Origin of the sequence: Streptosporangium oxazolinicum, from assembly GCF_039537505.1 — a bacterium.
In the GTDB taxonomy this organism is placed as follows: domain Bacteria; phylum Actinomycetota; class Actinomycetes; order Streptosporangiales; family Streptosporangiaceae; genus Streptosporangium; species Streptosporangium oxazolinicum.
The window spans coordinates 825,994-845,409 of record NZ_BAABAQ010000002.1 but is presented as its reverse complement, the minus strand read 5'-3'; the positions used below and the strand labels follow the sequence as shown (position 1 = coordinate 845,409).

The following is a 19,416-nucleotide window of genomic DNA, read 5'->3' as shown; positions in this document are numbered from 1 at the left end:
CGTGCGGTGGGTCTCCGAGGCGATCGTCGGAGGTGAGGTGTTCATTGAGGGTCCGTGCGGTGGGTCTCTGAGGCGGCTGTCGGCAGGGGGTCCGTGCGGTGAGTCTCTGAGGCGGCTGTCGGAGGTGAGGTGGTTTTCATAGGGCGGCGAGCCTCCGGCGGCGGGCGAGCAGGATGAACACCGGGGCGCCGACGACCGCGCACATGATGCCCACCTGCACCTCGGCGGGGGCGGCGACCACCCGGCCGAGGATGTCCGAGCCGAGCAGCACCACGGGGGCGAGCACGACGGTGTAGGGCAGGACCCAGCGCTGGTCGGGCCCGGTGAAGGCGCGTACCGCGTGCGGCACGGCGAGGCCCACGAACCACAGGGGCCCGGCGGCGGCGGTGGCGGCCCCGCACAGCAGGGTGACGGCGATCGCGGTCAGCCCGCGCGTGCGGGCCACGCTCACGCCGAGCGCGCGGCCCGCCTCGTCGCCGAGCGCGAGGGCGTTGAGCGGCTTGGCGAGCAGCAGTCCGAGCGCGAGCCCGGCCGCGAGGAACGGGGCGAGCCGCACCGCGACGTCGCCGCTCACCCCGGCCAGCGAGCCGGTGAGCCAGAACCGCATCCGGTCGAAGGTCGCGCTGTCGGTCCGCAGGATCGCCGAGGCGGCGGCGTTGAAGACCATGCCCAGCGCGACCCCGGCGAGGGTGAGCCGTACCGGCCCGCCGCCCGACCGTCCGGCGGAGCCGAGCGCGTAGACCAGCGCGGCGGCCGAGGCCGCGCCACCGAACGCGAACCAGACGTAGAGGGAGGGGTCGCTCACCCCGAGCAGTCCGATGGCGACCGTCACCCCGAACGCGGCGCCCTGGTTGACACCCAGCAGCCCGGGGTCGGCGAGCGGGTTGCGGGTGAGGCTCTGCATCAGCGCGCCCGCCAGGCCGAGGGCCGCGCCCACGCCGACGCCGATCAGGGTCCTCGGTACGCGCAGGTCCCTGATGACCGTGTGGTCCACCGACCCGTCCGGCGCGAGCAGCGCGTCCAGCGCCGTGGACAGCGGGACCGAGCGCGAGCCCACCGCTACGCTGACCATCGCCAGCAGCACCAGGGCCGCGACGCCGGCCAGCAGCCCGGCCGCCAGCGCCGCCGAGCGCCGTCCCGGCCCTCCTGCCCGTCCAGGACGCGTCCCGTCCGGTTTCCCGGCCGTCTCGGACGCGGCCGTGGCCACACCGGCCCCGCTCACCCGGTACCCCTCTTCGTCGGTAATGGTTAGGTAAGGCTAATCTAACGGATGAGTCATTTAGGCAAGCCTATCCTTTGGAGGGGGAAATGTCCCTACCTGTCCTGTCCCGGCTAAGGTTCCTGGCCGCGGGCCTCGGTCTCGCGTCCGTCCTGGCCGCGTGCGGGAGCGGAGCGGAGACGACCACGGCGACGGACGCCTCACCGGCCGCCGCCTCCCCGGCGGCGGGCCCGTGGACCTTCACCGACGACCGTGGAAAGAAGATCGAGACTCCCAAGCGCCCGGCCCGCGTCGTCGCCCAGGTCGGCGCCGCCGCGGCGCTCTGGGACTTCGGCGTCCGCCCCGTCGCCGTCTTCGGGCCGCACCGGCTCAAGGACGGTACGAAGGACCCCCAGGTCGGCGACGTCGACATCACCAAGGTCGAGTCCATCGGCAACGTGTGGGACGAGTTCAACGTCGAGAAGTACATCTCGCTCCAGCCGGACCTGCTGGTCAGCGGCATGTACGCCAAGGACGCCCTCTGGTACGTGCCGCAGAAGTCCGCCGCCACCATCGAGCAGGTCGCGCCCACCCTCGGCGTGAACCTGATCGGGATGTCGGTGCCCAAGCTCATCGAGAGGTACGGGCAGGTCGCCGCCGCCCTCGGCGCGAACCTCGACGCCCCCGAGGTGACCGCGGCCAAGGCCAGGTTCGACGCCGCCGCCGCGGCGCTCCCCACCCCCGAGGCCAAGGGCCTGAAGATCCTGGTCATGGCGGGCGGCCCGGAGGCGATGTGGGTGGTCAACCCCGACGACCACCCGGACGTGCGCTACTTCAAGGAACTGGGCCTGGACGTCGTGGTGCCGGAGAAGGTCGACGACGGCGGCTACTGGCAGACCCTGAGCTGGGAGAACGCCGACACCTACGAGGCGGACGTGATCCTGGTGGACGCCCGCACCCAGTCGATGCGGGTCGAGGAGATGAGGAAGAAGCCGACCTTCGCCGGGCTGCCCGCGGTGAAGGCGGGACAGGTCTACCAGTGGCACGCCGAGGAGCGTTACAGCTACCAGGGCTACGCCAACGTGCTGGAGCAGCTTCGCACCGACCTCGCCAAGGCCAAAAAGCTCTAGCCGGATCGCCGCCACGGCCCGCCACGAATCACCGCCACGGCCCGCCGCGCGTCGCCACCACGGCTCGTCGCCGAGGATCGGCTCGCCCGCCTCAGGCGTAGGTGCCGCGGACCTCGACGATGTCGGCCAGCGGGAACTCCAGATAGTCGCCCGCCTCCTCGCACCACGCGTCGAGGATGCCGCTGCGCAGCTCGCCGTGGCTGATGGTGGCGGTCAGGCCGTCGGCCAGCGTGATCGCCGCCCGGACGCCGCGGTCGACGACGAAGCCGAGCAGCGACTGCTGGGCGGTCGGCAGGCGGGAGGCCATGCGGCCGATGACCGCCCACGTCCTGCCGGTGGACTGCGCGGCCTCGCCCTCGGCGACGAGCAGGCGCTGGGCGTGCTCGCGCGGATCGGGAGGTGGCTCCACCAGCGGGTACGAGGGCTGCTCGAACTCGGCGACCCGACCCCCGGGAAGCAGGATCAGCCGCCCGTTCCGCGGCTCCTCGACGCGGGCCCTGCGGATGGTTATCTCACCGGTGTCCTCGATCGGCACCGGCGCGTAGCCGTTCTCCCTCAGCGCCGCCAGGGTCTTGTCGGCGGGCATCGAACTGGCCAGCACGGTCGGGGCGAGCAGCCGCAGGCCCAGCCTGCCCAGCCGCCGGTGCCCGGCGATCTCCGACAGCAGCACCGGGTCGGACGCCTGCACGATGCAGGCGACCGTGGTCACCGTGACCTCGCCGTGCCGCCTGGCCACGTCGTGCACCAGGTAGTCGAGGGGCTGCGGCACCGTACCCACCTCCGCGAGGTCGGCCAGCAGGCCCTCGGCGGTGTAGCCGGAGTCCATGGCCCGGCGCACGCTGGCCGGGGTGAACCGCCACACCGAGGCCGCGCCCCGTGACTCGCGTTCGGCGGCCCGGTCGAGCAGCTCGGCGAGCTCGCCGGCGGGCGGGCCGGTCACCACGGCGGTGAGGTCGGCGCCGAAGAGCGCGCTGCGCCGCACGCTGGCCAGCGCCCTGGTGGAGCACTCGACCAGCACGGGGTCGTTCTCCACGATGGGCGCCGAGTCGTCGATCTCGTCACCGGGGAAGGCGTCCAGCCCGGCCATCGCCCGGCCGAGATCGGTGATCGTGTCGAGGGCGACCAGCCCGAGCATGCGGGCCTCCTCCAGTACGGCGGGGGCGCACTCGGCCAACAGTGACTGGTCCAGCAGCGGGGCGTGCCAGTGCGCGGACCCGACCAGCCCCGCCCGGTCGGTGCACGCCGTGCTGGCGGGCAGGCGGGCCAGTACGCCGAGCAGCGCCCGCCGGGCGCGGGCGACCATGGCTCCGGCCGGGTCGTCGCCGAGCACCGTGCCGTACTTGCCGTCGACCTTCCGCAGCGACGAGCGCTCCATCCGCCACCACGCCGACAGCAGCACCCGCAGCCTGGAGGCGGCGTCGTCCAGCCGCCAGCGGTCGAACTTCTCGGTGGGCACCAGCCCGCCGGCCGGCTCGTCCCAGGCCAGCAGCCGGGCCACCGCGCAGACCTCCAGCAGCAGCCGGGTCTCGTCCTCGTCGCAGCCGGTGTCCTTGGCCACCCGCCGGACCTCGCGCACCCCGACCCCGCCCGCCTTGAGCAGCGGCAGCGGGAACTTCGCGGTGTTCTCCAGCATGGCGGCGCAGCGCTCCACCACGTGCGGGGCGGCCAGCGTCATCAGGTGGTCGACGGCCTCGGGGTCGACGGGGAGGGTGGCGAGGTCGGGCGGCGTAGGGGTGAAGGGAGGGTGGTAGTCGGGGCCGCGCAGCGCGAGCGCCACCTCGCGGGGCATCTCGGCCACGTTCCAGCTGGGCCGGAAGAGCAGCCCGTGGTCAGCCGCCCACTTCTCGGGAGCGCCGGGCACCACGAACCTGCCGCCGTCCACGTCGCGGACCGGGCCGTCCCAGGCGAACTCCTCCAGCAGCCGCCTCGTGCCCTCCGGGGCCTTCTCCAGCAGCGCGGTCACCCGCCCGGGGTCGGAGAGGATCTCGGTGACCCTGGTGACCGTGCGCCGCTTGGGACCGTGCGGCAGGCCGAGGGTCCTGGCCAGCCCGTGCAGCGCGTCGGCGCTGACCGTCCAGGAGTTCAGGTAGTGGGGGAGCGGCTCGCCGAGCCCGCAGGGCGCCGTCCACCACCGGGCGACCCCCTCGGCCACCCGGACGCGGCCCTCGCCGTCGGGCCACGCCAGCGCGTGGTCGTACAGCAGGTCGAGCCAGGGCGTCACCTCGTCCTCGGGCACGCCCATGAACCGGGCGACGGCCTGCGGCCCGGCCTGCTCGCCGAGGGCCAGTGACGCCTGCGCCACCTCCAGCGAGGGCAGCGGCAGGCCGCGCATGACCTCCATCACCGCGAACCCGTTGCCCAGCCGCTGCGCCAGGGTGTCCAGGCGGCGCGGCCACGGTGGGGCGATGGCGTCCAGCCGGTTGGCCAGGACTCGGGCGAGCCGTTCTTCGTCGAGGGTTTTCAACCAGCCGAGCAGGTGATCGTCCATCTCGCAGCTCTCTCAGGAATCTCGCGCGGGGACTCTCCGTGAGCCATAAACATCCACGGTAATGCAGAGGGCATCTCTGGCGGCATCTACCGCGCAGAATGCGATGCGTTATAAAGCTCTCCGCCCGGTTCTGACCGGTCCCGGGGCCGCGATGCGGGAGGAGTGGCGGCCCCGGGACCGGTCGGCGCCTCTTGGGGAAGGGGTGGCGCCGTCCGGGAGGGTTCGGTAGAGGCCTTGGAAAGGCGGAGAAGGTCGGAGCCCTGTCGTTCGGAGCTTTATCGTCCGGAGCTTTGTCGTCCGGAGCCCTGGAGGAACCTCGGGGCCGGGGAGAAGACGGGCCGGCCCGAGGGCGTTCGGAGGATTAGCCGGGGAGTCCCGGGGGGGGTTACGGGTGGTCGAGAGGATCGGGCTGCTCGCGGTGGCCCGTCCTGAGGACGGCCCACACGATCTTGCCGTACGGAGCGAGCGGTGCCCAGCCCCATTGGAGGCTCAGCGACTCGACGATGTGCAGTCCGAGGCCGCCGATGTCGAGGGGGGAGGGGTCGCGCAGCGCGGGGAAGCCGGCCCCCGGGTCGTTGAGTGTGCAGGCGACCAGCCCGCCCCTCCGGAGCAGGGAGAGCCGGATCGGCTCCCTGGCCCGTGACTCGGCCAGTCTCAGGCCGTGCCTGATGGCGTTTGTCGCCAGCTCCGAGACCACCAGCTCCATGTTCTCGCTCAGCTCACCGAGGGTCCAGCCGGTGAGGGTGCCTGTCGCGAAGCTGCGGGCGGAGTGGACGGACTCGGCGTGTGGCGGGAGCACGAAGGTGGCGCTGGCCGTGGTCGCGGGGGATCCGGGAAGGAGATCACGCGCGGAGTCGGGCCACCAGCCGGCGGGGGGCCACCAGTCGAGAGCCGTCCATGACGTTGACGCTCGGGGGGGCGCGGTTTGGGCGGACTGCACAGCCGTCATCATGCTGCAAACTCCCGTGCAGGTGCAAGAGCGAATGCACGTGCATAAGGCCTGTGCAACCGCTACCGTTACCCCTGATCGGGTGATTCCGGACGAAAGGGGATCTTGGTCGTGGCCAAGGATTCTTAGGCCATGAAGTGACAGACTGTCGATCAGGAAAGCGAGCGAGGAGCACCACGTGTCCATGGATCCGCCCGGTACCGGTTCCACCGTTCGGCGAATCATGCTCGGCGCGAGCCTGCGCCGGCTGCGTGAGGAGAAAGGGCTCGCCCGCGAGGCGGCGGGATTTCACATCCGCGCCTCGGAGTCCAAGATCAGCCGCATGGAACTCGGCCGCGTCGGTTTCAAGACGCGTGACGTGGAAGACCTGCTCACCCTGTATGGCGTGCTCGACGACGCAGAACGGCGCGGCCTGCTGGAGATGGTCCGCGAGGCGAACACCCCGGGCTGGTGGCACAAGTACGGCGACCTGTTGCCGAACTGGTTCACCACCTACGTGGGGCTGGAGGAGGCCACGAACATAATCCGCACCTACGAGGTGCAGTTCATTCCCGGCCTGCTGCAGACGTCCGCCTACGCGCACACCGTGATCCGGTTGGGCTACCCGGACGTGCCGGAGGCGGAGATCGAGCGTCGTGTGCATATGCGCATGCAGCGGCAGGATCGCCTGACGAAGAAAGACGGCCCCCGATTGTGGGCGGTCATCGACGAGGCGGCCCTGAGGCGTCCCATCGGAGGCAAGGAGATCATGCGTGAGCAACTCCAGCACCTGCTGGAAGTGTCCACGCTTCCCAACATCACCCTTCAGGTGATGCCCTTCCGATTCGGCATGCACGCGGCCGAGGGTGGTGCGTTCAGCATCTTGCGGTTTCCCGAGTCCGACCTGTCGGACGTCGTCTATGTCGAGCAGCTCTGGGGTGCCCTCTACCTGGACAAACGTGAGGACATTGATCCATACCTCACGGCCATGGAGCAGTTGTGCGTGGAAAGCACCACGCCCGGGGGCACCGCCGAGATCCTCGGCGACCTTCTCAGAGAGATGTAAATGAAGCAGACCTACAACGGTATGCCCGCCACTGACCTTGCCGGGGCCAGCTGGCGCAAGAGCCGCTACAGCAACTCGACGGGTAACTGCGTCGAACTGGCCGAACTGTCGGATGGCAGCATCGCGGTCCGTAACTCGCGTTTCCCCGAGGGGCCTGCCCTGATCTACACGAGGGACGAGATCCGCGCCCTGGTGCTCGGGGTGAAGGATGGGGAGTTCGACGGCTTAACGGTGTAACACCGTTTTTACATCGGGGCCGCCGGGTTAACCGGGGCGCGCCTGTGATGTAACCGGGGGAGTGGATCGGCACGGAAGAGTTTGAGATCACAGTGATTGGGGGCTCAAGCCGTGCTCGACCAGATGACCTTGTATCCGGTGGCCGACGACGTGCTGTTCGCGCCAGGCGGGCGCGTCGTGATCCGCACTTACGGCGTCGCCTCGGTGGCGACGGGGGAGGGCGCGCCCACTCCGGTGTCCTACCGCACATGGGTCACCGGAGTGCGCGACCAGCCGCGTTACTGGCGCTGGGGTCACTTCGAGGACGCCTGCCACGGTCATCGCAAGGTCCTCGAATGGCTGACCGGCCGCGGCCCCCAGCCCGTCGCGGCCGCCGCCTGAGCGAGACCTCCCGCCGTACGAGGTGATCGGGCTCGACCGGGCGGGGGGTTCCCGGCTCCCGTCTCTCTCCGGGCCCAAGCCCCTCCGGGGTCAGACGGGGGCGTTCCAGGCGAGGACCACCGGCTCGCCGTGCTCGAAGCCGAGCCGGGAGTAGGTCCCGGTGTCCAGACGGAAGAGACGCCCGTCCCGCGGGGGCAGTCCGAGCCAGCGGGCGCACAGCACCCGCAGGAAGTGCCCGTGGGCGACCAGGACCACGTCGCCCTCCACGGCCCCGGCGCGGGCGATCACCCGGTCGGCACGGACGCCGACCTGCTCCGCGCTCTCGCCGGGATGGTCGGCGTCACCGGGGACGACACCGTCGCGCCACAGATACCAGCCGGGACGGCTCTCGCGGATCGCGGCGGTGGTGACGCCCTCGTAGCCGCCGTAGTCCCACTCCCACAGGTCGGGCTCGACCTCGTACTCCTTGATCCCGGCCAGCTCGGCGGTGTTCCTCGCGCGCCCGGCCGGGCTCACCAGGGCCAGGTCGAACGTCCGGCCCGCGACCAGCGGGGCCAGTGCCCGCGCCTGGTCCTCGCCCTTGGCGGTGAGCGGCAGATCGGTGAGCCCGGTGTGCCTGCCGTCCCGGCTCCACTCGGTCTCGCCGTGCCGCAGCAGCGTCATCTGGTTCATAGTGCCCACCATCATGCCGGTACGGCGGATGCCGCCACCCGTTACCCTCCCTTCTCCCGTCCGGCGTCTCCGGAGGGTGCCCGCGGCTCATAGACGGCGGGCATGGCACGCCACCCGGGGCACGCGATCACGGTGGGAGAGCGTGCGAAACTGGATCGGTGACGTTATCTGTGGGTCTGGTAGGCGCCGGACCGTGGGCCGAGATGGTGCACGCGCCGATGCTGGCGGCTGGTCCGTACACGCGTCTGGCAGGTGTGTGGGCCCGTCGTCCCGAGGCCGCGGCCAGGTTCGGCGCCCCGGTCTTCGAGCGGATCGAGGAGCTCTTCGACAACTGCGAGGCGGTCGCGTTCTCGGTGCCGCCCGCCGTCCAGGCCGAGCTGGGCGTGCGCGCCGCCAAGGCGGGCAAGGCGCTGCTGCTGGAGAAACCGCTCGCCGCCGACCTGGACGGGGCCCGGCGGCTGGCCGAGGCGGTCGCCGAGGCGGGAGTGGCCTCGCAGATGGTCCTCACCTGGCGTTACTCTCCCGCCACCCGCGCCTTCCTGGCCAGGGTGTCGGCCATCGAGCCGTTCGGCGGGCGGGCGGCCAACGTCTCCGGGGCGATGCTCGGCGGGGCCTTCGCCACCTCCTGGCGACTGGAGCGCGGCGCGATCCTCGACGTCGGCCCGCACATGATCGACATGCTGGACGCGGCACTCGGCAGGGTCGTCGGGGTCCGGGCGCACGGCAACCCGCTGGGCTGGGTCGGCCTGCTGCTCGAACACGAGACCGGCGCGGTCAGCGAGGCGTCGCTGTGCATGAGCGTGCCGGGGGAGAACCCGCCCTCCGACGTCGAGATCTACGGACGGCTCGGCAGGGAGTCCCTCGACGGCACCCGGCTGGGCTCCGACGTCTTCTCCCTCATGCTCGCCGAGTTCGCGCTGACCGTACGGCGCGGCGGCGGCCACCCCCTGGACGCCGCGCACGGCCTGCGCCTCCAGGAGATCATCGCCGCCGCGGAGGAGCAACTCGGCTGAGGAGCAACTCGACTGAGGAGCGGCTCGCCGGAGCGCACGCGCCGGGAGCCTCGACGTCGGGGACCCTCGGGGAACGCCCGGTGGGATTGATACCGTTCGTCTGACGCGCGGCGTGAGCGAAGTCCGGTGTGAGCCCGGCGCTGTCCCGCAACTGTCATGGCCCCCCGGGGTCGAGCCAGGTCGCCTCCGCCGCGTCGACGCCGACCCTCGTGGAAAAGGGTGACCCGTCTCTCCTGGGTCTCTCGGTTCCGGCAACTGAAAGGACCTCGTGTGAGGCCCGTACGCAGCGCCCTCGCCGGTGCCCTGCTCGCCGCGCTGACCCTGGCCGGGTGCGGCCAGAGCTCCCCCACCTCGCCCCCGGCCACCTCCGCGACCACGGCGGCCACCCCCTCGGCGGCGGGATTCCCCGTCACCGTCGAGGCGGGCAACGGCTCCGTCGCCGTCGCCAGGAGGCCCGAGCGGATCGTCTCGCTGTCGCCCACCGCCACCGAGAGCCTGTTCGCGATCGGTGCCGGACCGCAGGTCGTGGCGGTGGACGACCAGTCCACCCATCCCGCCGAGGCGCCGAAGAGCGACCTGTCCGGCTTCAAGCCGAACGTGGAAGCGATCATCGCCAGGAAACCCGACCTGGTCGTGGTCGCCAACGACGCCGACAGTGTCGTGGCCGCGCTGGGCAAGGTCGGCGTCCCCGTGCTGCTGGAGCCCGCCGCGACCAGGCTCGACGAGGCCTACGACCAGATCACCGACCTCGGTGCCGCCACCGGCAACGGCGACCGGGCCGCCGAGCTCGTCGCCGGGATGAGGAAGCAGCTCGACGAGATCGTCGCCGCCGCGCCGAAGGACGCGAAGCTCACCTACTACCACGAGCTGGACACCACCCCCTATTCGGCCACCTCCACCACCTTCATCGGCCAGATCTACGGGCTGTTCGGCATGACCAACATCGCCGACAAGGCTCCCGACGCGGCCGGCGGCTACCCCAAGCTCTCCGCCGAGTTCGTCGCCCAGGCCGACCCCGACCTCGTCTTCCTGGCCGACACCAAGTGCTGCGGCCAGTCCAGGGACACCCTCGCCAAGCGTCCCGGCTGGTCCAAGCTCTCCGCCGTCAAGGACGACCGGGTCGTCCCCCTCGACGACGACGTCGCCTCCCGCTGGGGGCCGCGCGTCGTCGACCTCGCCAGGCAGGTCGGCGACGCCGTCCGGAAGGCGGCGAGCTGACCGGCGTCAAGGCGTCAAGAGGAAACGAGAGATGCCTCCCCTCCGTCCCGAAGGTCGAGGCGCACGACCCGGACATCCGCCGGGTCCCGGCGACGCGGCCTCGGGATCGTCGCTCCCCGCCTCCGGCACCGGGACCGGGACGGACACCGGCACCGGCGTCGGCGCGGTTCGGGAGACCGGTGCCCAGGGGAGGCAGGCGGCCAGGCTGAGCCCGCTGGTGACGCTCTCGGCCGTGGGGGTGCTCCTGGCGAGCATGTTCGCCGGGCTGCTGGTCGGCGCGGCGGGCATCGCGCCGCGCGGCGTGATGCTCCAGTTGCTCGACTGGCTGCCGTTCGTCTCGGCGGACTCGGGGCTGGCCCCGGTCGAGCTCGGCCTGCTCACCGAGCTGAGGTTGCCCCGGGTCCTGCTCGCCGCGATCGTCGGTGGCCTGCTGGCCGTCGCCGGAGCCGGCTACCAGGGCGTCTTCCGCAACCCGCTCGCCGACCCCTATCTGCTGGGAGCCGCCGCGGGCGCCGGTCTGACGACCACGGCGGCGATCGTCTTCACCGGCGGCGACGTCGAGGCGATCGGCGTTCCCGCCGCGGCCTTCGCCGGGGCCGTCGGCGGCGTGCTGCTCGCCTACGCGCTGGGCAGCGCGGCGGGCCGGGGCGGCGGCACCGCCACGCTGGTCCTCGCGGGCGTCGCGGTCACGTCCTTCCTCACCGCGATCCAGACGTTCCTGCAGCAGTTGCGGGTGGAGGAGCTCCAGCGCGTCTACGCCTGGATCCTCGGCGACGTCGGCGGCGGCTGGGGCCAGGTCACGCTCGTCGCCCCGTACGCCGCCGTCTCGGTGGTGGTCATGCTGCTGCACGGCAGGCTCCTCGACGTGCTCTCGGTCGGCGACGACGAGGCGGTCACCCTCGGCCTGAACGCCGCCCGCGTCCGCCTCGTCGTGCTGTTCGCCGCCTCCCTGGCCACCGCGGCGGCCGTCGCGGTCAGCGGGCTGATCGGCTTCGTCGGCATCGTCGTGCCGCACGTGGTCCGTCGCCTGGCCGGGGCGTCGTACCGGATCGTGCTGCCGATCTCGCTGATCGGCGGGGCCGCCTTCCTGGTCCTCGCCGACCTGATCGCGCGGACCGTGCTCGCGCCCGCCGAACTGCCCATCGGGGTGGTGACCGCCTTCGTCGGCGCGCCGTTCTTCGTGGCCGTACTGCGCATGACCCGCCGGGTGGAGACGTGACGCCGCGCGCGGGCCACGGGGCGAGCCCGTACGGTGAGCGCGCGACCGTGACCCGCGCGCCGCGCGAAGGGAAGAGGCGGAGGGGAGAGCGGTGAGCCACCTGGTGGTGAGGGACCTGTCGGTCGTGCTGGACCGCCGCGCGGTGCTGTCCGGTGTCGGGCTCGACGTACGGGACGGCGGCTGGCTGGCGGTCATCGGCGCCAACGGCGCGGGCAAGTCCACGCTGCTGCGGGCCCTGGCCGGAGTGCTGCCCTTCGGGGGAGAGGCGCTCGTCGACGACACGCCGCTCAGGCGGCTCGGGCCCAGGGAGCGGGCCAGGCTGCTGGCCTACGCCCCGCAATCCCCGGCGCTGCCGGCCGACATGACCGTGTTCGACTACGCCCTGCTCGGCCGCACCCCGTACATCCCCTACCTGGGCCGCGAGAGCCGTCACGACCGCGAGGTGACCGCGTCGGTGCTGGAGCGGCTTGACCTGTCGTCACTCGCCGCCCGCACGCTCGCCCGCCTGTCCGGTGGCGAGCGCCAGCGCGTCGTGCTCGCCAGGGCGCTGGCCCAGCGGGCCCCGGTGCTCCTGCTCGACGAGCCCACCACGGCCCTCGACCTGGGACACCAGCAGCAGGTGCTGGAACTCGTGGACCGGCTCCGGCTGGCCGACGGGCTGACCGTCGTCACGACTCTGCACGACCTGAGTCTCGCGGGTCAGTACGCTGACTCGATGACGCTGCTCTCGGGTGGCAGGGTGGCCGCCTCCGGCACCCCGGCCGAGGTGCTGACGGGGGAGCTGATCGGTGAGCACTTCGACGCCCGCGTCCGGGTCGCGACCGGTCCCGGCGGCAGGCCCGAGGTCCACCTTGAGCGTCCCTGAGCGGGACCTGGATTCGTCTGGAGCGTTCGTGAGCGGATTCGAGGCCCGGCCGGACGTCTCCGGGCGGACCCGGGGCTCACACGGGGCCGCGCTGACGCTGAGCCACCGCGACGAGGACGGCGCGCGGCTGGCCTCGCTGCTGTGGGAGTTCGGGCCCGGGTGGCGGGCGATCTCCTCGGCCATGCTCGGCGGCGGCATCGGCCCGGCCGCCTGGATGCTCAACGCGCAGGTGGTCGCCGGATACTCGCGGATGGACCCGGTGGAGCACCTGCTGGAGCTGGCCCCGCCGGGCCCCGGGGTCGGCATGCTCACCGCGGCGTCGGTCGGCCACTTCACCCGGGCCCGCGACGGGGGAGCGGAGGTCGTGGCGACCGTCGGGCTGCGCGTCCCCACCTGGGCCGCCGCCCCGCAGGGCGCCGCCGACCCCGAACTGGCCCCGATCCTCCTGCCGGGAACGATCAACATCGCCGTCGCCGTACCGGTCGCCATGAGCGACGCCGCCCTGGTCAACGCGGTCATGACGGTGACCGAGGCCAAGACCCAGGCACTGCTGGAAGCCGGTTTCCCCTGCACCGGCACCGCCTCCGACGCCGTCTGCGTGGCCGCCCCCGACCGGGCTCCCGGCGGCCCCGAGGAGCTCTTCGGCGGCCCCCGCTCCACCTGGGGCGCCCGCATCGCCCGCGCGGTGCGCGCCGCCGTCCACCAGGGCGCCCGCCGATGGGCGAACCGTGATGCGTTGACTACTTAAAGTAGGGAGATTGTGGGAAGTAGCATGTGGGCGAGGGCGAGACTCCCGATACTGGGCAGGTGACCGCGATGGCGACGACGGAGCCGACGACCAGGCGGACGGTTCTCCACGGAGAGCCGCCGTTCACCGTCGACGACCTGCTCACGTTTCCCGACGACGGGAACCGCTACGAGCTCTTCGACGGGAGCCTGCTGGTGAGTCCCTCTCCTGTCCCCCTGCACCAGCGTGCGATCGCCCGTCTTCTTAGGATCTTCGAGGACGCCGCGCCACCCGAGTTCGAGCCGCTGCCGGATGTCAACCTCCGGGTGAGCGGGCGCGACTTCTTCATCCCCGACCTCGTCGTGGTGCCCGCGGGGGCCGTCGACGAGACGGAGCTGATGTTCGCGCCGCGCGACGTCCTCCTGGCCGTCGAGATGGTCAGCCCGAGCACCCGGGCGCGAGACCGCCACCTCAAGAGGGCCGCCTACGCGGCGGCGGGGATTCCCGCCTACTGGCGGATCGAGCTGTCCGAGGGACCGTCCGTCCACGTTCACGAGCTGGCCGGTGACGAGTACAAACCGGCGGAGAAGCATGAGGCCGGAGAGGTGGCGAGCCTGCTCGCCCCGTTCGAGGTCTCCTTCGATCCCGCCGTGCTGCTGCGTCCCCGGAGCTGAGGGGCGGGCTTCCTCGAAGGGACCGACCTTCGCCGGTATACGTTGTCGCGCCGGAGGGCCGCTCAGGATTAGACTTTGCGTAACTGTCCGCGACGGGGCGTGGGCGTGACGATAGGCCGTAAGACGGGAGGGTCAGGGCGGGGTGGCGATGCCCTGCTCATGACCTCTCACTGGTGATGGCGGAAAGAAAGTCAAGCCCTCGGGCCTGGACGGTTCACTTATTCACCCCCGTTTGCGACCCTGGTCCTATCCCCTGTAGGGAGTGGCGATGCGGCGGTTCGGTTCGGCGCTGGCGGTTTTCGGAGGGCTCTCCTTGGCGATCGCCGGGGTGGCCCCCGCCCTGGCTCACGAGCACCCCAGCGGAATCACCGACCTGGTGACCCCCGCGGTGGTCAGGATCGAGGCCACGGCACGGGTCGACATCCTGTTGCTCGACCACATCGGCGAGCTGGTGCACGTGGAGCGTTCCTACAAGGTGCCGATTGGCGCCGGCACCGGCACCGTGGTCAACCCCGACGGGGGAATGGTCACCCTCACCCGGGTCGTCAAGACCGACCGCGACGTCCGCGTCTACGCCGCCAACAAGATCTTCGCCGAGCGCCACAAGGTCAAGATCCCCGAGGACTTCGAGCGGCACACCCTCAAGGACGATCAGCTCAACCACCACCTGCAGGGGTGCTACCCGCCCAAGCAGCCCACCGCCACCTGCATCGTCGACGTCGCCACCGAGATCACGGTCTTCCCCAACATCGCCCCCGCCGACAAGGAGGGGTTCAAGGCCGAGATCGTCCGTACCGGCGACGGGCCCGACAGCCCCGCGGTGCTGAGGCCGGTCGGCCGCGCCGACGGGAGCGCGGGCCTGCCCACCGCCCCGCTCGCCGCCATGGTGCCCGCCAAGGACGCCTCGCCGGTGGCGGTCGCGGGGTTCACCGGACGGCCCGCCGCGAATGTGCCGGAGACCGTCGACATCGCCCACCTGCGGGCGGGCGGCGCCGGAGAGGGCGGCCGGGAGTTCAAGGACCCGGAGAACAAGGTCAACGAGCCGGAGAAGCTGGGTGCCCTGGTCGACAGGGGCCTGCTCGGCGGCCCGGTGATCGAGGACAAGAAGGGCGAGGTCGTCGGCCTGCTGCTCGGCGGCGGCAAGGACGCCCGGATGATCGGCGTCCGCGAGATCACCAAGGCCCTCGCCGAGGCGGACGTCGCGCCCGCCCGGGGCCCGATCGACGCCGCCTTCGAGCAGGCGCTGACCCGCTTCCACACCCACTACTACGGTGACGCCGTCCCGGCCTTCCAGCGCGTGCTGGAGCTCTACCCGGGCCACACCGTGGCGGCCGCGCACCTGAAGACCGCACAGGCCAAGCGCGGCACCGCCGAGGACGAGGCCACCAAGAGGGCGGCCTCCTCCACCGACCTGCCCGGGGGCACGCCCCTGTGGCCGTTCCTCGTCGGCGGCGGCCTGCTGGTGCTGGCCGTGCTGACCGTCGCGATCCTGCTCTGGCGCCGCAGGTCGTCGGAGCCCGAGGCCGGGCCCGCCCCGGAGCCGAGCCCGGCCGCGAAGACCCGGCCCCCGGCCCCGGCCTCACCACCGATACCGATACCACCGCGACCGGCCTTCGACGAGCAGGCCGACTCCACGGTCGTCGTCGGCCGCTCCTTCCCGGCGCTGCCCAAGGTCTCCTCCACCGCGCCCGGCCAGCCGGTGCTGGTGGCGCGCGACCCGGGGCGCGACACGGCTCCGGGTTCCAACACGGCATCGGGCACGAAACCCGGAGACACGGTGACGCAGAAATACTGCACGGGGTGCGGGATGCGGCTGGGTCCCGCCCACAGCTTCTGCGGTTACTGCGGCCACCCGGCCAAGACGTGATGTCCGTGAACGACAGGGCGCTGATCGGCCGGGAGGTGGCCGGCTACCAGGTTGAGGACATCATCGGCAAGGGCGGCATGGCCGTGGTCTATCTCGCGATCGACCCCAGGCTCAACCGCCGGGTGGCGCTGAAGATCCTCAATCCGCTGCTCGGCGAGGACGACCGGTTCCGTCAGCGCTTCGTGCTGGAGTCGCGCACGGTCGCGAGCATCGACCACCCCAACATCATCCCGATCTACGAGGCCGACACCGCCGACGACGGCACCCTCTACATCGCGATGCGTTACGTCGACGGCCCCGACCTGCGCAAGCTCTTCTACGACCGGGGCCCGATGCCGGTGAGCCAGGTGAGCCGGATCTTCGCCCAGGTGGCCGCCGCGCTCGACACCGCGCACGCCCACGACCTGGTCCACCGCGACGTCAAGCCCGCCAACATCCTGATCGCCGGTCACACCGAGGGCGACCACGCCTACCTCACCGACTTCGGCATCACCAAGCACCGCACCTCGATCTCCGGGCTGACCCAGACCAACCAGTTCATCGGCACCCCCCGCTACATGTCGCCCGAGCAGATCAACAAGGAGCACATCGACGGCCGCTGCGACCAGTACGGCCTGGCCTGCGTGGTCTACGAGGCCCTGTCCGGGCGGCTGCCCTTCCAGCGTGACAATGAGATCGCCCTGCTCTGGGCGCATCTCGCCGAGACGCCCACGCCGCTCACCACGCTCCGTCCCGAGCTGCCGCTCGAGGTCGACGGGGTCATGATGCGGGCCCTGGCCAAGTCGCCCGAGCAGCGCTACGACACCTGCGGCCAGTTCATCGCCGACCTGCGTGACGCGATCAGCGGCGCCGGGCAGCCGTACCAGCTCGCGCAGGGCTCCCCGTCACCGCTGTCGCCGCCGCCCTCGGCGACCGAGACGACCGAGGTGTCCGGGAAGCGGAAGGGGCCGAAGAAGTCCTCGCCGGGCGGGAAGGGCATCCTCATCGGCGCGGCCGTGGCGATCACGGCGATCGTCGCGCTGGTGGCGGTGCTCGCGACGTTCCTGCGCGGCGGCGACACCTGGGTGGCGTACGGAGGCTCCTCCGCGGTGCCGGTCGCCTTCCAGTACCCCGGCACCTGGACGCTGCAGCCGCACGCCGACGTGTTCGTGGCGGCCTCGCCGAGGGTGGAGCAGTTCCGCGCGCTGTTCGCCACGCCCGTCACCGCCGACTGGGCCGCGGCGAACGAGATCATCAAGGACGCCCCGCAGGACGCCACCGGCCTCTACGCGCAGACGCTCGACACCCTCGACGTGCGCGGCGGCGCCGAGCGATTGCAGGAGACCCTGCAGTCCTCGCTTCCCGGGACGGTGAGCGTCTTCTCCCAGGTCGTCCAGGTGAGTGTGGGCGGGAAGTTCGCCATGCGCCTGCGGGGGACGATCGCCGACCCGCAGCGTGGCGGGCAGCTCGAATTCACCGGCTGGGCCGTCGAGCGGCAGGACGAGTCCGCCCTCCTTATTTACTTCTGCGCGTCCGGCAGGTGTGACGACGCGGTCGCCAACCGGTTCACGGGGAGTGTCTCGTTCCCGGCGTTCTGAGGCGTTGACTTGTGTCCCACTTGTGAGCGGCTTGTCCGGGCGGTTTGCCCTATGGGCAAGACGGTCACCAGGCTTTAGTCTCCCCGCAGGGCGGTTCTCCTCTCCCCTTCTTCGGTATCCGCGCGTACGGGCTGTCGATCGCCCGGCCCCGGAGCGAGGTGTCCAGCCGCCTGCCAAGGAGGAGAAGTGAGCATCCGCGTCGTGATCGCCGACGACCAGGCGATGGTTCGCGCCGGGCTGAGGCTCGTCGTGGAGAGCGAGCCCGGCCTGGAGGTGGTCGGTGAGGCCCCCGACGGGATCGAGGCCCTCGCCGTGGCCCGCCGCACCAGGCCCGACATCGTGCTGATGGACATCTCGATGCCGCGGATGGACGGCCTCACCGCCGCCCGCCGGTTGCTGGGCGAGCCGGACCCGCCGAAGGTCGTGATGCTGACGACCTTCGACACCGACGAGAACCTCTACGCCGCGCTCCGCGCCGGGACGAGCGGGTTCCTGCTCAAGGTCTCGCCGCCCGAGCAGCTCGTGGAGGCCATCCGGGTCGTCGTCGCCGGGGACGCCCTGCTCGACCCGGCCGTCACCACCCGCGTCATCGCCTCCTTCGCCGGACGCCACGACCCCGCGCCCCCGCCGCAGCTGGCCGACCTCACCCCGCGCGAGCTGGAGGTGCTGCGCTCCCTGGCGCGCGGCCTGACCAACGCCGAGATCGCGGGGAAGCTCTTCGTCGGTGAGGCGACGGTCAAGACCCACGTGGCGCGGGTGCTGATGAAGCTTCACCTGCGCGACCGGGCTCAGGCGGTGGTGTTCGCGTACGAGTCGGGGGTGGTCCGGCCGGGAGCGGCCGTCGGGTAGTACGCGATCCACTCCTCCCTCGCGGCCCGTCCGGATCGTTGTGCAGCTCAGCACTCGCCCATCGCGGCACGCGTCTGGGACGGTGACATGGGCGGGCCGGTCGTGGCAGGCCCCGGGGCCCGGGACCTGCCGACAGCCGTTGCCGGACGTGTCCTCAGCCCGCGCCGGGGACGACGGGGGTCTTCTCGTTGAAGTTGTAGCCGTTCTTCGTGGCGTTCTGCCGCAGGCTGTCGAAGGAGTTCTTGCTCGCCTGCAGATCGGCCTCGGTGGCGGTGCCGCTCTTCAGCTTGTTGGTCAGGTTGTCGAAGCTGTCGGTGACTGTTTTGACGCCTTTGCACAATGTCGGGTTGGCCAGGGCGAAGCGCCTGGCGACCCTCAGCTCGTGAAGGGTGAAAAGACCGGCTACGGCGGCCTTCGCGAAGGTTCGCTTACGCTTCTCGGCCCCGGCCTTGAAACCACCACTCTGTAGTGGTTTGTAGATGTAGCGGTAGAAAGCTCCCAATGCGAGGCCCGCGTGCAGCGCGAAGCGGGTCTTGGCGAACCTCTTGGTGTTGGCGCCGACCGGGCACTCCTCCGCGGTGTACTCCTCGGCGTCCGTCGCCGAGAGGTCCGCGGCAGGTGGGGCGCCCGCGGCGGGCGGGGCGGCCGCGGGTGACGTGGCCACGGCGGCTTCGGGCTTCACCGCGGTCGGCCTGTCGCCGCCGCAGCCGCCGAGCAGTGTCACGGCCAGCAGTGCCGCTGCCGGGACGGCAACGGATCGGGCACTCCGTACAGGCATTTTCCCCCCTGGAGAACGTTCACGGCATCTTCGTGGCTTTCGTCCTCTTCGTACCCTTTGTAGTTGCTTCGACACTTTTGGTGAGATGGGCGGTTCCTTCCGTGGGGAGCGCCCGGCCCGCGGGTGGCGGCGCGTGAGGATCGTCGAAGGTCGCGAGACCCGGCCGGACGGGGGCTGCCGGGCCGGGCGCGTCTCGCCGGGACGGGGGCCGCGCCGACCCGGCCCGCCGTGGGTTCGGCCCGGCCCGCCCCAGGCCGGCTGTCGCCGGGTCACGGGGGAAGCGGTCTCTCGATCACGAGTAATCGGCTGTTTACTTATGGTCGTTTTGGACGCAAAAAAACAGGGTGCAGATTCGCTTTCTTCGACTAACGTCGCCAATGCCTTATGTCGCCCTTATGCGGACATCGCCCCCTTGGCTCTCCGTAGACGACATATTTGGCGTCCCCTCGTATGAAAGGCGACCGGTGCGACACCGTCTTGCCCCCGTTGCGGTGGCTGCTGTTTTTTCCCTCCCATTCATCTCCCTTTC

General features: G+C 71.4%; 18 protein-coding genes. 13 read left to right on the top strand and 5 right to left on the bottom strand.

What is annotated here, in order from left to right:
- Window positions 1–136 precede the first annotated feature (136 nt).
- Window positions 137–1,222 (bottom strand): FecCD family ABC transporter permease, encoded by a 1,086-nt coding sequence (locus ABD817_RS08700; RefSeq protein ID WP_344916836.1) that lies wholly within the window; start codon window positions 1,220–1,222, stop codon window positions 137–139.
- An 86-nt stretch (window positions 1,223–1,308) separates the two neighbouring features.
- Between ABD817_RS08700 and ABD817_RS08695 the strand changes: the two genes are divergently transcribed.
- The gene (locus ABD817_RS08695; RefSeq protein WP_344916834.1) at window positions 1,309–2,328 is read left to right on the top strand and encodes an ABC transporter substrate-binding protein; all 1,020 of its coding nucleotides are present in this window, start codon (window positions 1,309–1,311) and stop codon (window positions 2,326–2,328) included.
- A 91-nt stretch (window positions 2,329–2,419) separates the two neighbouring features.
- On the opposite strand, the gene ABD817_RS08690 is transcribed toward ABD817_RS08695, so the two are convergent.
- Window positions 2,420–4,816 carry a helicase-associated domain-containing protein gene (locus ABD817_RS08690; protein ID WP_344916832.1) on the bottom strand — a complete coding sequence of 799 codons (2,397 nt, stop codon included), beginning with the start codon at window positions 4,814–4,816 and terminating at the stop codon, window positions 2,420–2,422.
- A gap of 385 nt (window positions 4,817–5,201) precedes the next feature.
- On the bottom strand, window positions 5,202–5,765 hold the full coding sequence (locus ABD817_RS08685; protein WP_344917252.1) for an ATP-binding protein: 564 nt from the start codon (window positions 5,763–5,765) through the stop codon (window positions 5,202–5,204).
- Window positions 5,766–5,949: 184 nt separating this feature from the next.
- On the opposite strand from ABD817_RS08685, the gene ABD817_RS08680 reads away from it, so the two are divergent.
- The 3 genes from ABD817_RS08680 (at window position 5,950) to ABD817_RS08670 (ending at window position 7,428) form a co-directional block, all read left to right on the top strand.
- A complete protein-coding gene (locus tag ABD817_RS08680) occupies window positions 5,950–6,810 on the top strand; it encodes a helix-turn-helix domain-containing protein (RefSeq protein WP_344917250.1) in 861 nt (286 codons plus the stop codon).
- Window positions 6,811–7,047 (top strand): DUF397 domain-containing protein, encoded by a 237-nt coding sequence (locus ABD817_RS08675; RefSeq protein ID WP_344749145.1) that lies wholly within the window; start codon window positions 6,811–6,813, stop codon window positions 7,045–7,047.
- A 123-nt stretch (window positions 7,048–7,170) separates the two neighbouring features.
- Window positions 7,171–7,428 carry a hypothetical protein gene (locus tag ABD817_RS08670; protein ID WP_344916830.1) on the top strand — a complete coding sequence of 86 codons (258 nt, stop codon included), beginning with the start codon at window positions 7,171–7,173 and terminating at the stop codon, window positions 7,426–7,428.
- Window positions 7,429–7,518: 90 nt separating this feature from the next.
- Here ABD817_RS08670 and ABD817_RS08665 read toward each other — a convergent pair whose 3' ends face one another.
- Window positions 7,519–8,100, bottom strand: coding sequence for a histidine phosphatase family protein (locus tag ABD817_RS08665; RefSeq protein WP_344916828.1), 582 nt, complete (start codon window positions 8,098–8,100; stop codon window positions 7,519–7,521).
- Window positions 8,101–8,258: 158 nt separating this feature from the next.
- On the opposite strand from ABD817_RS08665, the gene ABD817_RS08660 reads away from it, so the two are divergent.
- The 9 genes from ABD817_RS08660 (at window position 8,259) to ABD817_RS08620 (ending at window position 18,109) form a co-directional block, all read left to right on the top strand.
- The gene (locus ABD817_RS08660; RefSeq protein ID WP_329092575.1) at window positions 8,259–9,113 is read left to right on the top strand and encodes a Gfo/Idh/MocA family protein; all 855 of its coding nucleotides are present in this window, start codon (window positions 8,259–8,261) and stop codon (window positions 9,111–9,113) included.
- Window positions 9,114–9,383: 270 nt separating this feature from the next.
- Entirely contained in the window at window positions 9,384–10,331 is a 948-nt protein-coding gene (locus ABD817_RS08655) for an ABC transporter substrate-binding protein (RefSeq protein ID WP_344916824.1), read from the top strand.
- A gap of 31 nt (window positions 10,332–10,362) precedes the next feature.
- On the top strand, window positions 10,363–11,550 hold the full coding sequence (locus ABD817_RS08650) for a FecCD family ABC transporter permease (RefSeq protein ID WP_344916822.1): 1,188 nt from the start codon (window positions 10,363–10,365) through the stop codon (window positions 11,548–11,550).
- Between the two features lie 91 nt (window positions 11,551–11,641).
- The gene (locus ABD817_RS08645; protein ID WP_344916820.1) at window positions 11,642–12,415 is read left to right on the top strand and encodes an ABC transporter ATP-binding protein; all 774 of its coding nucleotides are present in this window, start codon (window positions 11,642–11,644) and stop codon (window positions 12,413–12,415) included.
- A 91-nt stretch (window positions 12,416–12,506) separates the two neighbouring features.
- Window positions 12,507–13,163, top strand: coding sequence for an adenosylcobinamide amidohydrolase (locus tag ABD817_RS08640; RefSeq protein WP_344917248.1), 657 nt, complete (start codon window positions 12,507–12,509; stop codon window positions 13,161–13,163).
- A gap of 68 nt (window positions 13,164–13,231) precedes the next feature.
- A complete protein-coding gene (locus ABD817_RS08635) occupies window positions 13,232–13,816 on the top strand; it encodes a Uma2 family endonuclease (protein ID WP_344916818.1) in 585 nt (194 codons plus the stop codon).
- Between the two features lie 268 nt (window positions 13,817–14,084).
- Window positions 14,085–15,683, top strand: a complete 1,599-nt coding sequence (locus ABD817_RS08630; protein ID WP_344916816.1) for a tetratricopeptide repeat protein — start codon at window positions 14,085–14,087, stop codon at window positions 15,681–15,683.
- Window positions 15,683–17,260, top strand: a complete 1,578-nt coding sequence (locus tag ABD817_RS08625; RefSeq protein WP_344916814.1) for a serine/threonine-protein kinase — start codon at window positions 15,683–15,685, stop codon at window positions 17,258–17,260. Before ABD817_RS08630 ends, ABD817_RS08625 begins: the two co-directional genes overlap by 1 nt.
- Window positions 17,261–17,446: 186 nt before the next feature.
- Window positions 17,447–18,109 carry a response regulator gene (locus tag ABD817_RS08620; RefSeq protein WP_344916812.1) on the top strand — a complete coding sequence of 221 codons (663 nt, stop codon included), beginning with the start codon at window positions 17,447–17,449 and terminating at the stop codon, window positions 18,107–18,109.
- A 154-nt stretch (window positions 18,110–18,263) separates the two neighbouring features.
- Here the strand turns inward: ABD817_RS08620 and ABD817_RS08615 are convergent, their stop codons facing one another.
- The gene (locus ABD817_RS08615) at window positions 18,264–18,887 is read right to left on the bottom strand and encodes a hypothetical protein (RefSeq protein WP_344916810.1); all 624 of its coding nucleotides are present in this window, start codon (window positions 18,885–18,887) and stop codon (window positions 18,264–18,266) included.
- Between the last annotated feature and the right edge of the window lie 529 nt (window positions 18,888–19,416).